This window comes from Streptococcus suis, assembly GCA_024583055.1.
GTDB classification, from domain to species: Bacteria; Bacillota; Bacilli; order Lactobacillales; family Streptococcaceae; genus Streptococcus; species Streptococcus suis_V.
Genome location: CP102145.1, coordinates 1,342,623 through 1,358,074 on the forward strand (window position 1 = coordinate 1,342,623; position 15,452 = coordinate 1,358,074).

Annotated in this window: 9 protein-coding genes; 3 read left to right on the top strand and 6 right to left on the bottom strand. The window is 45.1% G+C overall.

Going from position 1 to position 15,452, the window contains the following annotated elements; all coding sequences use genetic code 11:
* Nucleotides 1–43: 43 nt before the first annotated feature.
* Nucleotides 44–1,195: a hypothetical protein gene (locus NQZ91_06635; GenBank protein ID UUM57080.1), complete on the top strand. Its 1,152-nt coding sequence runs from the start codon at nt 44–46 to the stop codon at nt 1,193–1,195.
* A 97-nt stretch (nt 1,196–1,292) separates the two neighbouring features.
* On the opposite strand, the gene rpoC is transcribed toward NQZ91_06635, so the two are convergent.
* The 3 genes from rpoC to pbp1b all read right to left on the bottom strand — a co-directional run bounded on the left by rpoC (nt 1,293) and on the right by pbp1b (nt 11,377).
* Nucleotides 1,293–4,940: a DNA-directed RNA polymerase subunit beta' gene (gene rpoC / locus NQZ91_06640; protein ID UUM57081.1), complete on the bottom strand. Its 3,648-nt coding sequence runs from the start codon at nt 4,938–4,940 to the stop codon at nt 1,293–1,295.
* 155 nt (nt 4,941–5,095) lie between these two features.
* Nucleotides 5,096–8,668 (bottom strand): DNA-directed RNA polymerase subunit beta, encoded by a 3,573-nt coding sequence (gene rpoB / locus NQZ91_06645; GenBank protein ID UUM57082.1) that lies wholly within the window; start codon nt 8,666–8,668, stop codon nt 5,096–5,098.
* Between the two features lie 288 nt (nt 8,669–8,956).
* On the bottom strand, nt 8,957–11,377 hold the full coding sequence (pbp1b, locus tag NQZ91_06650) for a penicillin-binding protein PBP1B (protein UUM57083.1): 2,421 nt from the start codon (nt 11,375–11,377) through the stop codon (nt 8,957–8,959).
* A gap of 95 nt (nt 11,378–11,472) precedes the next feature.
* On the opposite strand from pbp1b, the gene tyrS reads away from it, so the two are divergent.
* Nucleotides 11,473–12,729, top strand: a complete 1,257-nt coding sequence (tyrS, locus tag NQZ91_06655) for a tyrosine--tRNA ligase (GenBank protein UUM57084.1) — start codon at nt 11,473–11,475, stop codon at nt 12,727–12,729.
* Nucleotides 12,730–12,785: 56 nt separating this feature from the next.
* The gene (locus tag NQZ91_06660; GenBank protein UUM57085.1) at nt 12,786–13,163 is read left to right on the top strand and encodes an HIT family protein; all 378 of its coding nucleotides are present in this window, start codon (nt 12,786–12,788) and stop codon (nt 13,161–13,163) included.
* 27 nt (nt 13,164–13,190) lie between these two features.
* Here NQZ91_06660 and NQZ91_06665 read toward each other — a convergent pair whose 3' ends face one another.
* The 3 genes from NQZ91_06665 to NQZ91_06675 all read right to left on the bottom strand — a co-directional run bounded on the left by NQZ91_06665 (nt 13,191) and on the right by NQZ91_06675 (nt 15,451).
* Nucleotides 13,191–13,400, bottom strand: coding sequence for a heavy-metal-associated domain-containing protein (locus NQZ91_06665; GenBank protein UUM57086.1), 210 nt, complete (start codon nt 13,398–13,400; stop codon nt 13,191–13,193).
* Between the two features lie 2 nt (nt 13,401–13,402).
* Nucleotides 13,403–13,843, bottom strand: coding sequence for a CopY/TcrY family copper transport repressor (locus tag NQZ91_06670; protein UUM57087.1), 441 nt, complete (start codon nt 13,841–13,843; stop codon nt 13,403–13,405).
* A 99-nt stretch (nt 13,844–13,942) separates the two neighbouring features.
* The gene (locus NQZ91_06675) at nt 13,943–15,451 is read right to left on the bottom strand and encodes a ZinT/AdcA family metal-binding protein (protein ID UUM57088.1); all 1,509 of its coding nucleotides are present in this window, start codon (nt 15,449–15,451) and stop codon (nt 13,943–13,945) included.
* Nucleotide 15,452: the final 1 nt, after the last annotated feature.

Genomic DNA, 15,452 nt, shown 5'->3' on the forward strand with positions numbered 1-15,452 from the left:
AAGTATAATAAGCTAGTACGTAAAATCAGAAAGTTCCGCAAGCATGAAGCAATCTATCAAATCAAACATCCGAAAACGAAAAATACAAAGACCCCTATGGAAAAAATTAGCCATTGGACTCCTGGTCCCCCTATTGGCCCTGGGACTTTGGTACTCTGTCAGTCTGGCCAATTACTATCTCCAAGCACATCTGACAGAAAGATTTCCCCAGCATGTGCAAGAAATTTACTTCATTCTCTTCGCCCTGCTCTATAGTGGCCTTGTTCTGGTCCTGTCTTTCTCGCTCTGGCTCTGGTGGAAAGTCATTTTTGACGAAAAATTCACCTGGTGGAAACCAGCTTCCTTACTGGTCGTCTGGCTACCCGTCTTTCCAGTCTTCTACCTTGTTAAACAAGAGGCCAGACAGATTATCCCAAAGTCTCCACAGGTCATTTCCCACCGGGCCCTCAACGGTCCTAGCGCAGTTGAAAATAGTCTCGAGGCCTTCCAAATTTCCAGCAAAAGCAAGTTTGACTACATTGAAATTGACATCTGGGAAACAGCAGATTTGGAATATGTGGTCTTTCACGACCCTAATCTATCCGGCTGGACAGGGCTCCACTATCGGCCACACGACCTGCCCTTAAGCACTCTAACCAACATTAGCTTGACCGATCAAGAGGGGCACACAGCCCATATCGCCAGCTTTGATCAGATTCTGACAGAGGCCGAAAAGTCTGGTCAAAAGCTCCTGATTGATTTCAAAACTTCTGAGCTAGACAGTCCACAGATTGTAGAAAACTTTCTAGGAAAATACCAACAGCGGTTAGAGCAAGGCCAGCATCAACTACAAACAGCTGACCAAGAATTTATGAAGAGAGTCCTCAGCCACTCACCTAAATTTGAAACAGTCTTGATTATGAATTCCATCCTTGAGGAGCAATTTCCAGGTCTGACTGGATTCAGCGTCCCTTTGAGCGACCTGTCTCCCGAATTACATGATTACATCAAAGCCTCCAAGAAATTTCTCTATGTATGGACAGTCAATGATGAAGCTGGCGTGACCCAGGCAGATGATTTAGCGGTTGATGGCATCATTTCAGACTTTCCTGGCAAGACCCAAGACCAACTAAACCACACCTTGGTGTATTCTAAGTACAAGGATTATTATCACAAGCAATTGGAGAACCTTCTCATCTTTCCAAGCTTAAAATAAAGACAGCATAGTAGCAATCAGGTGGACACCATCTGGTTGTTTTTTTTGAACAGGTTACACAAAAAGAGAAGACCAAACGGTCTTCCCTTAAAGCTTATTATTCAGTTACAGCTTCAAGCTCTGCTTCTGCTGCAAGTTCTTCGGCTACTGTATCTTCAATGATTTCAACTTCATTGACTGCTTGTGGTTCAAGATTACGGTAGCGGGCCATACCTGTACCTGCTGGGATAATCTTACCGATAATAACGTTCTCTTTAAGACCGAGAAGGTTATCACGTTTACCACGGATGGCAGCATCTGTCAGGACACGAGTTGTTTCCTGGAAGGATGCGGCAGACAAGAATGAGTTGGTTTCAAGAGAGGCTTTGGTAATACCCATAAGAACTGGACGAGCTGTTGCCGGAATGCCACCTGCAATAACCACGTCAGCATTGGCATCTGTAAAGTCTGTGATGTCCATAAGGGTACCCATGAGAAGATCTGTATCACCTGGATCCATGACACGAACTTTACGAAGCATTTGACGAACCATTACCTCAATGTGCTTGTCGCCGATTTCTACACCCTGGCTACGGTAAACTTTTTGAACCTCAGAAAGAAGATAAGTTTCAACCGCCAAGACATCACGGACTTCAAGCAAGCGTTTCGGTTGGATAGAACCTTCGGTAAGGGCTGCTCCACGCGCAACTTGGTCACCAACTTCAACTTTCATACGGGCTGTAAATGGAACCACATATTCGCCTTCGCCAGTTTTACCCTTAACAAAGACTTTCTTGGTACGCGTTGCCGCATCTTCTTCAATCGCTGTAACTTCACCTTTGACCTCAGTGATAACCGCTTCCCCTTTCGGATTGCGGGCTTCAAAGATCTCTTGAACACGAGGAAGACCTTGCGTGATATCGCTGTTTGAGGCTACACCACCCGTGTGGAAGGTACGCATTGTAAGCTGTGTACCAGGCTCACCGATAGATTGGGCTGCAATCGTACCAACTGCTTCACCCACTTCAACCGCATCACCTGTCGCCAAGTTGATACCGTAACAATGACGGCAGACTCCATGACGAGTATTACATGTAAATACGCTACGGATGGTTACTTGTTCAACACCAGCATTGACAATATCACGAGCAATATCTTCGGTAATCAATTGGTTTGGACCGATGATGACTGCACCAGTTTCAGGATGTTTAACCGTTTTCTTAGTGTAACGACCTTGCAAACGCTCTTCAAGTGGCTCGATCATTTCCTTGCCATCTGTGATCGAACGGATGTCAAGACCACGGTCTGTTCCACAGTCGTCTTCACGGATAATAACATCTTGGGCAACGTCAACCAAACGACGAGTCAAGTAACCTGAGTCGGCTGTCTTCAAGGCCGTATCCGTCATACCCTTACGGGCACCGTGAGTAGAGAAGAACATTTCCAATACAGAAAGACCTTCACGGAAGTTAGACAAGATTGGCAATTCCATGATACGTCCGTTCGGAGCTGACATCAGACCACGCATACCGGCCAACTGGGAGAAGTTGGAAATGTTACCACGGGCACCAGAGTCCATCATCATAACGATTGGGTTCTTAGGATCTTGTTTTTCAACCAGACGTTTTTCCAATTTTTCCTTAGCTGAACGCCATTCATCTGTAACTGCTGCATAACGCTCATCGTCAGTAATCATACCACGACGGAATTGTTTCTTGATTTGTTCGACACGTTCGTGAGATTCTTCAATGATTTCAGCCTTGTTGTCGATAACTGGGATATCGGCAATACCCACTGTCAAACCAGCGAGTGTTGAGTGATAGTAACCTAAGTCTTTCAAACGGTCAAGTAGGGCTGATGTTTCAGTTGTACGGAAACGCTTGAAGATTTCAGCGATGATGTTCCCAAGATTTTTCTTCTTGAATGGTGGATTGATTGGCAATTCTGCAATAGCAGCCTTGATATCTGATCCTGGTTCCAAGAAGTATTTATCAGGAGTTCCTTCTGTCAAGTTAGCGTTGTTTGGCTCTTGCAAGTATGGAAGACCTTCTGGCATAATCGCGTTAAACAAGATTTTTCCGACAGTTGTCATCATAATCTTGTGCTTTTGGTTGTCTTTCCATGGCTTGTCCAAGCTATCTGTTGCAATACCAACACGGGTATGCAAGTGAACATAGCCATTGCGGTAAGCCATAACCGCTTCATCCGCATCCTTGAAGACCATACCCTCGCCTTCGCGACCAGCATCTTCCATGGTCAAGTAGTAGTTACCCAAGACCATATCCTGAGACGGTGTTACGACTGGTTTACCATCTTTAGGGTTAAGGATGTGCTCAGCAGCCAGCATAAGGATACGCGCTTCTGCCTGCGCTTCTTCTGACAATGGAACGTGAATGGCCATCTGGTCACCGTCAAAGTCGGCGTTGTAGGCTTCACAGACAAGCGGGTGCAAGCGAAGAGCCTTACCGTCAATGAGGACTGGCTCAAAAGCCTGAATCCCCAAACGGTGAAGGGTAGGTGCGCGGTTCAAAAGAACTGGGTGTTCTTTGATCACTTCTTCCAAGATATCCCAAATACGGTCATCACCACGCTCAATCAAACGTTTTGCAGCTTTTACGTTACCAGCAATATCACGGGCAACGATTTCACGCATGACAAACGGTTTGAAGAGCTCGATCGCCATTTCGCGTGGCACACCACATTGGTACATTTTAAGCGTTGGACCAACGGCGATAACGGAACGTCCTGAGAAGTCAACACGCTTACCAAGCAAGTTTTGACGGAAACGTCCTTGCTTACCTTTAAGCATGTGGCTGAGTGATTTAAGTGGACGGCTACCTGGTCCAGTGATTGGACGACCACGGCGACCGTTGTCAATCAAAGCATCCACAGCTTCTTGGAGCATACGTTTTTCGTTTTGTACGATGATTCCTGGGGCATTAAGTTCCAAGAGACGAGCCAAACGGTTGTTACGGTTGATTACACGGCGATAGAGTTCGTTCAAGTCAGATGCGGCAAAACGGCCACCATCCAACTGAACCATTGGACGCAAATCTGGCGGAATAACTGGAAGGATATTGAGAATCATCCATTCTGGCTTGTTACCAGATTTGTAGAAGGCATCCAATACATCCAAGCGACGAACTGCTTTAATGCGTTTTTGACCAGAAGCTGTTTTCAATTCTTCTTTCAAAGCTGCGATTTCTTTTGGAAGATCGACTTGCTTCAAGAGGTCTTGAATCGCTTCTGCCCCCATTTTGGCAACGAATGAACCATAGCCGAATTCACGCAAACGCTCGCGGTATTCGCGCTCTGTCATGATAGACTTGTGCTCAAGCGGTGTATCTTTCGGATCAATCACCACATAAGCTGCGAAGTAAATAACTTCTTCAAGCGCACGTGGGCTCATATCCAAGGTCAAGCCCATACGGCTTGGAATACCTTTGAAATACCAGATGTGTGAGATTGGAGCTTTCAACTCAATATGGCCCATACGCTCACGGCGGACTTTTGCACGAGTTACTTCCACACCACAGCGGTCACAAGTGATCCCTTTATAACGGATACGCTTGTATTTACCACATGAACACTCCCAGTCTTTTGTTGGACCAAAGATCACTTCATCAAAAAGTCCATCACGTTCTGGTTTTAGTGTACGATAGTTGATTGTTTCAGGTTTTTTAACCTCACCGTAAGACCATGAACGAACCTTACTTGGTGAAGCTAACGTGATTTGCATACTTTTAAATCGATTTACGTCAACCACTAATAATCCCTTTCTTTTCTTGTGAGAGGTGGATGAGTCACACCTCGGATTCTTGAATAACCGACAAAGTTGCTAGACTGACTAGCACCAGACAGACTAGGCGATCCCAGTTGATACAAAATCAAGCAAGGACCTCCCCCTAGCATCCTATCTGATTATTCTTTGTCTTCTGCTTCTTCTGCTGCAAAGGCTGCCGCTGCGTCAGCTGCTGCTTTTGCACGTGCTTTTTCAAGATCATCTACGTGGATGATATCATCATCTTCACCTTCATCAAGGTCACGCAATTCTACTTCGTTATCATCTTCATCAAGGACACGCATATCCAAACCAAGTGATTGCAATTCTTTGACAAGAACGCGGAATGATTCTGGAACGCCTGGTTTTGGAATTGGTTTGCCTTTTGTGATGGCTTCATAGGCTTTCAGACGGCCTGTCACATCATCTGACTTGTAGGTCAAGATTTCTTGTAGGACGTTTGAAGCACCGTAGGCTTCAAGGGCCCAAACCTCCATCTCACCGAAACGCTGACCACCAAACTGAGCCTTACCTCCGAGTGGCTGTTGGGTAACGAGTGAGTATGGTCCGACTGAGCGGGCATGAAGTTTATCATCAACCATGTGGTGAAGCTTGATCATGTACATGACACCGACAGACACACGGTTATCAAATGGCTCACCGGTACGTCCATCGTAAAGAATGGTCTTGGCATCTGAATCCATACCCGCTTCTTTAACGGTTGACCAAAGATCTTCTGAGCTTGCACCATCGAAAACTGGTGTTGCAATATGGATACCCAAGTTACGAGCCGCCATACCCAAGTGGAGTTCCATAACCTGACCGATGTTCATACGAGATGGCACCCCGAGTGGGTTCAACATGATATCAACTGGCGTTCCGTCTGGAAGATACGGCATATCCTCAACAGGAACAATACGTGAAACGACACCCTTGTTACCGTGACGACCGGCCATCTTATCTCCGACCTTGATCTTACGTTTTTGAGCGATGTAGACACGAACCAGCATGTTAACACCTGATTGCAATTCATCACCGTTGGCACGAGTAAAGATTTTCACATCACGAACGACACCATCGGCACCGTGAGGTACACGAAGAGAGGTATCACGTACTTCACGTGACTTGTCACCGAAGATAGCGTGCAAAAGACGCTCTTCAGCAGAAAGATCTTTTTCACCTTTTGGTGTAACTTTACCAACAAGGATATCGCCTTCTTTAACTTCCGCACCGATATGGATAATACCCATTTCGTCCAAGTTGCGAAGAGCATCTTCACCAACGTTTGGAATTTCGCGTGTGATTTCTTCAGGGCCTAACTTGGTATCGCGGGTTTCTGATTCGTATTCTTCCAAGTGAACAGATGTATAGACATCTTCTTTCACCAGACGCTCAGACATGATAACCGCATCCTCGAAGTTATAACCTTCCCAGGTCATGTAGGCAACGATTGGGTTTTGACCGAGGGCCATTTCCCCACGTTCCATAGAAGGACCATCTGCGATAAAGTCGCCTTTTTCAACGACATCGCCTACTTTTACAAGGGTACGTTGGTTATAGGCTGTACCAGAGTTTGAACGGCGGAATTTTTGAATGCTATAAACATCCAAGGAACCATCTTCACGGCGTACTTCTACCTTGTCCGCATCTGCATAAGTTACCTTACCATCATGTTGAGCAATAACTGCCGCACCTGAGTCATGAGCAGCCTGATACTCCATACCAGTACCAACGTAAGGTGCTTTTGGATCAATCAATGGAACAGCCTGACGTTGCATGTTGGCACCCATGAGGGCACGGTTGGAGTCATCGTTTTCCAAGAAAGGAATACATGCTGTCGCAACAGCAACTACCTGTTTCGGTGAAACGTCCATGAAGTCCGCTGAATCTGCTGGGAACTCTTGGTTATTACCTTGGTGACGTCCCATAACGATTTTATCAACGAAACGGTTGTTTTCATCAAGTGGTGATGTTGATTGGGCTACGATGTAGGCATCTTCTTCATCTGCTGTCAACCAAACGATTTCGTTCGTTACTGTACCAGTTGCACGGTCGATCTTGCGGTATGGTGTTTGGATGAAACCATACTTGTTGAGGTGACCATAAGAAGACAAGTTGTTGATCAAACCGATGTTTGGTCCCTCAGGCGTTTCAATCGGACACATACGACCATAGTGAGTGTAGTGAACATCTCGAACCTCATAACCAGCGCGGTCACGGGTCAAACCACCAGGTCCCAAGGCTGACAAACGGCGTTTGTGAGACAACTCGGAAAGTGGGTTGTGTTGGTCCATGAACTGTGACAACTGAGATGAACCAAAGAATTCTTTGATTGCAGCTGTAACAGGGCGGATATTGATGATTTGTTGTGGCGTCAATACTTCATTGTCTTGAACAGACATACGCTCACGCAAGTTACGTTCCATACGGGTCAAACCGATACGGACCTGGTTGGCAAGCAATTCACCAACGGCACGAATACGACGGTTACCCAAATGGTCAATATCATCTACACGACCAAGACCTTCAGCCAAGTTGAGGAAGTAGCTCATCTCTGCCAAGATATCCGCAGGTGTTACTGTACGTACGTTTTCTGCTGGATTGGCATTACCAATCACTGTTACAACACGGTCTGGATCTTTTGGTGCCACAATCTTGAATTTCTGCAAAAGAACTGGCTCAAGAAGAACAGCGTTGTCATTTGGAATGTATTCAACAAGGTTGAGTTCGTCGAATTGAGCTTCTACTTTTTCAAGCACATCACGGCTCAAGACTGTACCTGCTTCCAAGACGATTTCGCCTGTCTCACCGTTAATCACATGCTCAGCAAGTGTTTGGTTGAGCAAACGAGTACGGAGGTTGAGTTTTTTATTAATCTTGTAACGACCAACAGGTGCCAAGTCGTAACGACGTGGGTCAAAGAAACGAGCTGTCAAAAGGCTACGAGAACTTTCAGCTGTCTTTGGTTCACCTGGACGAAGACGCTCATAGATTTCCTTGAGGGCTTCATCTGTACGAGAATCCGCTGGATTTTTATGAATATCTTTCTCAATAGTGTTGCGAACCAATTCGCTATCACCAAAGATGTCAAAGATTTCATCATCACCTGAGAAACCAAGTGCACGTACAAGCGTTGTAAATGGAATTTTACGCGTACGGTCGATACGAGTATAAGCAATGTCTTTTGAATCTGTTTCCAATTCCAACCATGCTCCACGGTTAGGAATAACCGTTGAACCATAACCAACCTTACCGTTCTTATCAACTTTATCGTTGAAATAAACACCTGGTGAACGAACCAACTGAGAAACGATGATACGCTCTGCACCGTTGATGATGAAGGTACCCATTTCAGTCATGATTGGAAACTCACCGAAGAAAACTTCCTGAGTCTTAATCTCGCCAGTTTCCTTATTCACAAGACGGAAGGTTACATAAATTGGAGCTGAGTAGTTGGCATCGTGTGCACGCGCCTCTTCCAAAGTATATTTTGGTTGCTTCAACTCATAACCCACAAATTCCAATTCCATGGTATCTGTGAAGTTTGAAACTGGAAGTACATCTTCAAAGACCTCTTTCAAACCATAATCTAAAAAGTCTTGGAAAGAGTCCGTTTGGATTTCAATCAAATTTGGTAAATCAAGAACTTCCTTGATTCTTGAAAAACTACGACGGGTACGGTGCTTACCGTACTGAACTTCATGTCCTGCCAAAAGTTTTCTCCTTTGTAATAAGATACGAGACCGTCAAGCTACTCGCTATCCGGTCGAGTTTTATCTATCGCCAGCCCTAGCGAGCTAGCTTTTGTCCTTTTTCTGAATATTTAGAATCTTTAAGAATACATTACAATTCCTAAAAATCCATCAAATAGACACAAAAAGAGCAGCTAAATCTTCCTTTGAAAAGTGTGATTTAACTGCTGCAAGTCTTGTTTGGACAAGATTTCAAACAAGACAGACGACAAATTATTTATAAAATTATAACACAAGACCGCTTGAAAATCAAGGATTATCTTCTTCACCAGAGTCCGAACTTGGTTCGGAATCTCCGTCATTATTATTTGCTGAGGATGCTGAGCTCGAACTACTAGAAGAACCTGTCCTGCTGTTACTGCTTGAGGAGGTCGTCCTACGCTGCTGGTTGCCAAACAAACTATTCCAAGCTGTCTGATAGTCAGCCTCTGTTCCACCTAACATAAATCGATAGTTGGTCACCGGCGCCCCATTTTTGGCCCAATAACTAGTCGTAGTAGCACCTGATACGTTAATCGTACGGCCATTGACCTGCACACTACCTGGCCGTTGCCCAGTAGAGGTGACTACATTAGATGCAATCACACTATCATCCAGTGTAAATCGTCCAGAGAATAATTCCGGTGCCACTTGATAGATGGCATTGGACAAATAAGCAACATAGTGAGAATTGCTATTATAGCTTGCAAAAACATCCAAACTTGTATTATCATCATAGCCTGCCCAGGAGCCCAAGGTAACCTGAGGGGTCGAAAGCATGAGCCAAGCATCTCCAGCGTAATTACTCGTACCAGTCTTGCCAGCTATATCTGTATTGGCCAATACTTGAGGGTTGATAGCCCTGATACGGTTTGCATAGGTTGTGGTCAAGCCAGAGGAAATAACCCCCTTGAGCAGGTTCATCATGATACTCGAAGTTGCCTTAGAGTAAACCTGAACAGGTGCCGCCTGGTGCTGGTAAACAACTGTCCCATCAGCCTTCTTGATATTCTCAACCAGATAATGCTTGTTGTAGACGCCGCCGTTTGCCAAGGTTTGATAGGCGTTGGTATTGGTAGCTACAGAAACATCAATCCCTCCTCCGAGAGGCAGACTTTCAATGTCATACATCGGAATGTGGTAATCCATCTTCTCCATATAGGACTTGACATCCACACCAGACTGTTGCAGCAGCTTATAGGTCCAGAAGACAGGTATATTGACCGAGCGATTGAGAGCAGTCTGCAAATCAATCATACCTGAACCTCGGTTATTGACGTTCATGATTTGCTCGCCACTGGAGAAACGAGCTGGGTAATCTGAGAAGATACTAGCCGATCCGATTAGGCCCTGGTCCATAGCAATTCCATATGCCAAAATAGGCTTAATGGTTGATGCAGGAGAACGAACAGTATCGAAAGCATGATTGTTCTTGTTCTTTGAAAAATCACGGCCACCAACAAAGCCAAGCACTGCACCTGTCTTGTTATCTAGCAAGACCGAACCGGTCTCTACAACTCCGTTTCCTTCATCCAGCAAGTAGCCATTGTCACGCGCTACAGCATTCATGGCATTGTGAATGGCAGGATTGACCGTAGAAGTGACGGTATAGCCCCCTTGGCTAATTTCTTGGGCGGCAAGCTCTCTGTATTCCTGAACGGTCTCATCATTTTTCAGCTTGGCATCTGAAACATTATCCTGCTCCACCAGATAATCATACATGACGTCAATGGCTTCATCCAGAACAGCATAGTATAGAAAATCCTTGGTATCCTCTGTTACCGGACTAGGAGGAAGGAAGTCCTGGCGAATATCATAATCCTTATAGGTCTCGTACTCTTCCTTGGTCAGAAATTCTGCTCGGTACATATTATAGAGTACATCTTGGTGTCGAGCCAGGCCGTAAGACATATACTCATCCGACTTGAGACTACCGTCTGCCGCATAGGGCGAGTAGACAATGGGACTCTGTGGCAAACCAGCAATAAAGGCCGCCTGAGGAACCGTTAATTCCTTGGTTGATTTTCCGAAAATTCCCCGCGCCGCTTCCTCTACACCGGCAATATTCTTGCCCTGATTATTTCGACCAAAAGGCGAGACATTGAGATAAGTAGTCAAAATATCTTCCTTGGACATGTCCCGCTCCAGAGCCAAGGCGGTGATAATTTCATTGGCCTTACGTGTAAAAGTCGGAGCGTCGCCAACAATCTGCTGCTTAATCAACTGCTGAGTAATAGTCGAACCACCGCTGGAAGAACCAAAACCAACCGAGCCCAGAGCCGCACGCAATACCGCCTTAGGCACAACACCATTGTGGCTCTCAAAGGTGACATCCTCCGTAGCAATCACGGCCTGCTTTATATAGTCAGAAATATCTGCATTTTCAATAGGGCTCCGCAACAAGTCTGAATTGATATCTGCTACAGGAGAACCATCCGAAAAGACAATATGAGAATTTCTACTGATATTGGCGATATTGGACAGCAGCTCTTCCTTACTAGGCGCCTCTACTTGGTCAAATAGGCTAAATACATAGCCAACTCCAACCCCGGCACCCAGACTGCCCAAGACTAGGAAAATGACCGCCAAATAATCCACCAATAATTTGATGCTTCTTAACAAGATGCCCAATCCATTGGTCAGGCTAAAAGAAGCCATCATTGTTTTGAATTTAGAATGTTTCGTCGTCATAGTAACTCCTTATTCCTTTTATTATACCAAACTTTGCCCACTTTCTACAATTTCATGGTATAATAGGGGGAAATTTTAAAAGGAGAAAGCCTCATATGAATATTTTTGAAGAACTAAAAGCTCGTGGCTTGGTCTTTCAAACGACAGACGAAGAAGCCTTGGTAAAAGCATTAACAGAAGGACAGGTTTCTTATTACACAGGCTACGACCCAACAGCAGATAGTTTACACTTGGGGCACTTGGTTGCGATTTTAACAAGCCGTCGTTTGCAGTTGGCAGGTCACAAGCCTTACGCCCTCGTTGGCGGTGCAACTGGTCTGATTGGCGACCCTTCCTTCAAGGATGCGGAGCGGAGCTTGCAAACAAAGGACACCGTGGACGGTTGGGTGACAAAAATCCAAGGTCAACTCTCTCGCTTCTTGGATTTTGAAAATGGGGATAACAAGGCCGAAATGGTCAACAACTACGACTGGTTCTCAGACATTAGCTTTATCGACTTCCTTCGTGATGTTGGTAAATACTACACGGTCAACTACATGATGAGCAAAGACTCCGTGAAAAAACGGATTGAAACAGGGATTTCCTACACCGAGTTTGCCTACCAAATCATGCAGGGCTATGACTTCTACGAGCTCAATGACAAGCACAATGTGACCCTACAAATCGGTGGTTCTGACCAGTGGGGCAATATGACAGCGGGTACCGAGTTGCTTCGCCGCAAGGCTGACAAGTCTGGTCACGTTATGACTGTACCACTTATCACCGACTCAACAGGTAAGAAATTTGGTAAGTCTGAAGGCAACGCTGTTTGGTTGGATGCCGACAAGACTTCTCCGTATGAAATGTACCAATTCTGGCTCAATGTCATGGACGACGATGCTGTCCGTTTCTTGAAAATCTTTACTTTCTTGTCATTAGATGAGATCGCTGAAATCGAGAAACAATTTGACGCTGCCCGTCATGAACGCCTAGCTCAGAAGATTTTGGCTAAGGAAGTCGTGACATTGGTCCACGGTGAAGAGGCTTATAACCAAGCCCTTAACATTACTGAACAATTGTTCGCTGGCAATATCAAAAACCTGTCCGCAAAAGAACTCAAGCAGGGCCTCAGCAACGTTCCAAACTACGCTGTACAGGCTGAAGACAACCTTAACATCGTTGAACTTCTAGTTACCTCTGGTATTGTCACTTCAAAACGCCAAGCTCGTGAGGATGTCCAAAATGGTGCCATTTATGTCAACGGCGAGCGTGTGCAGAACTTGGAGTATAGCCTTTCTGACAGCGATAAAATTGACGGCGAGTTGACCGTTATCCGCCGCGGGAAGAAAAAATATTCTGTGTTGACGTATTAACATCTCCCAAGGAAATCCTATGTGATTTCCTTTTCTGCTAACCTAGGAGAAAAGACATGACCTGCATTTTTTGCCACCAGCTCAAAGAAGAAGATATTCTCTACCAGACGGAATATTTCAAGGTCGTCTGGGATATTGACCCAATTCAAACTGGCCATCTGCTGATTATCAGCAAAGATCACTATGACACGCTCCGTCAAGTCCCTCCTACTGTTCGCTATGAACTGTCGGACTTGGAAGTCTTTTTGACTGAAAAACTCTGTCAAACATTGGCGATTGACGGCGTGACCATAGCTTGCAACGACCACTTGTTTGACGCTGGTACCCATTTCCATGTCCACCTCATTCCACGCTTTCAAGAAGATGGCTTCTGGGATCAGATTTCCCTTGCACAAGTGCAACTGGACCTGCATAGATTTCTCAAAGCATTATAAAAAGCAGCCCGACGGCTGCTTTTTCGCTTATATCAACTCTTCCACTTCATAGATGGTATCATCCAACACCTCTTGGTAGGCCTCCAAATCGTAGGCCACTGAAGTTTCCACTTCCGCCAACTGCTGATCCAGCTGGATTTTCACTTCTACCACTCCGCCCAAATCTAAGAGATGATTGGTCACGTGTTTGACACAATTTTGACAAGATAAATTTTTCAATTTCAAAGTTTGCTTCATATTCAATCTCCTTTTGCATGATGACCACAGGTACATTGTCCCGCCAAGCACTGACAAGCGATTTGCTCAGGTGCAGTCTTTTGTAGCTGAGAAATTTTGCTAGCTAGATTTTCTAGGCTTTTTTGGGAAAATATCCCTGTGTCTAGCAGTTTTTCAACCAGTCTCCCCTGTTTTGTGGAACAGATGGTAGCTAGTAAGAGCTCCACCTGCCCCTGCAAATGTTCTTCTTCACTGATTCGCGGATAATAGTGGTACTTGCTGGTTTCCTTATCCATTCTCAGATAGTTTTTCTTCCGCAGCCGCCCCAAGAGTGTCTTAATGGTCGTCGCCTGCCAATCAAAGCCTTCCTGCAAGGCCTGAATAATTTCCTGGGAAGTCGCACCAGGATAGGCCCACAGAACCCGCATGACCTGCCACTCCGCAGCAGAAATTGTCTGCTCCACACATTCACCTCCAATCACATTTCTACAATCAGTTTACATTTGTAGTCAAAAAATGTCAAGAAGAAAGACCGAGCAAGATACTCAGTCGATGTTCCTATGTTAGTGAGCCAGCATTTCCTGACCGATTTCCAAACCAGTCAAACCAACTGGATAGTAGGTCGGCCAGTTTTCCAATTCTTCCAAGAGTTTTTCTTGGCTCTCTCCACCAAAATAGATATGGAAGTGTCCTGTCTTAACAGGTGCGATATTGTGGTCACTGAATTGCACATACTTGTAATCACCAGCATTTGGAGCCGTTGCTTCAAATAAGAAACGAACACCACGGTTACCTTTTTTGTAAGTCAAAATTTCATAACCCACGTACTTATAGGTATACTTGTAAGACTTGTCTCCCACTACAAACTCCATGGTATTATCTGTAATGTTGATTTGATCAACGTCTGTCTTGTAACCTGTGTCGTAGTATGCCTTATACTCTTCAGCTGTCATATCACCTTTAATTTTCGCCTTGTAATCCCAAACTTGATCAAGCGTCCCATCGAGCAAATATGGGTAAACAGACTGCCACTCCCCGGCATAATCTGACAAAGTGCGATCTTTAACAGCAGCATCTTCAAAGTAGCCATTGTAAACCGTCTGAGCCGTCTCAGCACCCTCTTCTGGCAAGATTTCCACTCCTGCTTGACTGGTTGTTTTTTCCAAAGCTGCTAGGTTGGCTTCCATGATGGAAATGTAATCCTCACCACTATCCATAGCTTCTGTCGTTACACTCTCAAGCGTATCCAAAACGTCCAGTTCCACGCCAGTTTCTTTTGCCAAGGTCTCAGCTACTGCTGAAGAAGCATTTTCTTCAAAATAGATATACTTGATACCGTAGGTCTTGATGTATTCAGCCAATTCTGCCAAGCGAGTTGCCGTAGGCTCTTGGTCTGCAGAGACACCGGTGATGGATACTTGGTGCAAACCATAATCCAAAGCCAAATAAGCAAAGGCAGTATGCTGGGTGACAAAATATTTTTGCTTAGCAGCTGACAAGGTTTCTGTGTATTGAGAATGCAGAGCTTCTAGCTTTTCAATATAGGCTGCTGCATTTTCTTCAAAAACAGCTTTTTTCTCAGGATACTGGGCAATCAAACCATCCCGAATGGTTTCTACCAAGGTAATGGAACGTTCCGGCGACAACCAAACGTGTGGGTCATATGCATGGTTATGTTCTTCCCCTTCAGCATGGTCATGTTCTTCTTCCTCGCTACCAGGCAAGAGCAACATTCCCTCCGTCGCCTTTATGAAACTAACCTCATCTGTATCAATAGTATTCAGTACATCTGGAACCCAGGTTTCCATGTTTTCATTTTCATAGACAAAGGTATCCGCTTCTTGAATAACGGCAATGTCCTTGGCAGACGGCTCAAAGTCATGAACTTCTGTACCCGCTTCAATCAAAAGGTCAACGGTTCCTTCCTCACCCACAACCTGTTTGGTAAACTCATAGACAGGATAAAAGGTGGTCACGATGTTCAACTCATCATTTTGAGAAGCTGTGCTATTACCACAGGCAGACAAGGCGAAGAACGATAATCCCAAACCTAAAAGAGCTAATTTTTTCATA

What these genes read in the sequence shown, in the direction of transcription:
- NQZ91_06635 (UUM57080.1), top strand. Translation starts at nt 44, where the DNA reads ATGAAGCAATCTATCAAATCAAACATCCGAAAACGAAAAATACAAAGA.
- pbp1b (UUM57083.1), bottom strand. Translation starts at nt 11,377, where the DNA reads ATGACGACGAAACATTCTAAATTCAAAACAATGATGGCTTCTTTTAGC.
- tyrS (UUM57084.1), top strand. Translation starts at nt 11,473, where the DNA reads ATGAATATTTTTGAAGAACTAAAAGCTCGTGGCTTGGTCTTTCAAACG.
- NQZ91_06660 (UUM57085.1), top strand. Translation starts at nt 12,786, where the DNA reads ATGACCTGCATTTTTTGCCACCAGCTCAAAGAAGAAGATATTCTCTAC.
- NQZ91_06665 (UUM57086.1), bottom strand. Translation starts at nt 13,400, where the DNA reads ATGAAGCAAACTTTGAAATTGAAAAATTTATCTTGTCAAAATTGTGTC.
- NQZ91_06675 (UUM57088.1), bottom strand. Translation starts at nt 15,451, where the DNA reads ATGAAAAAATTAGCTCTTTTAGGTTTGGGATTATCGTTCTTCGCCTTG.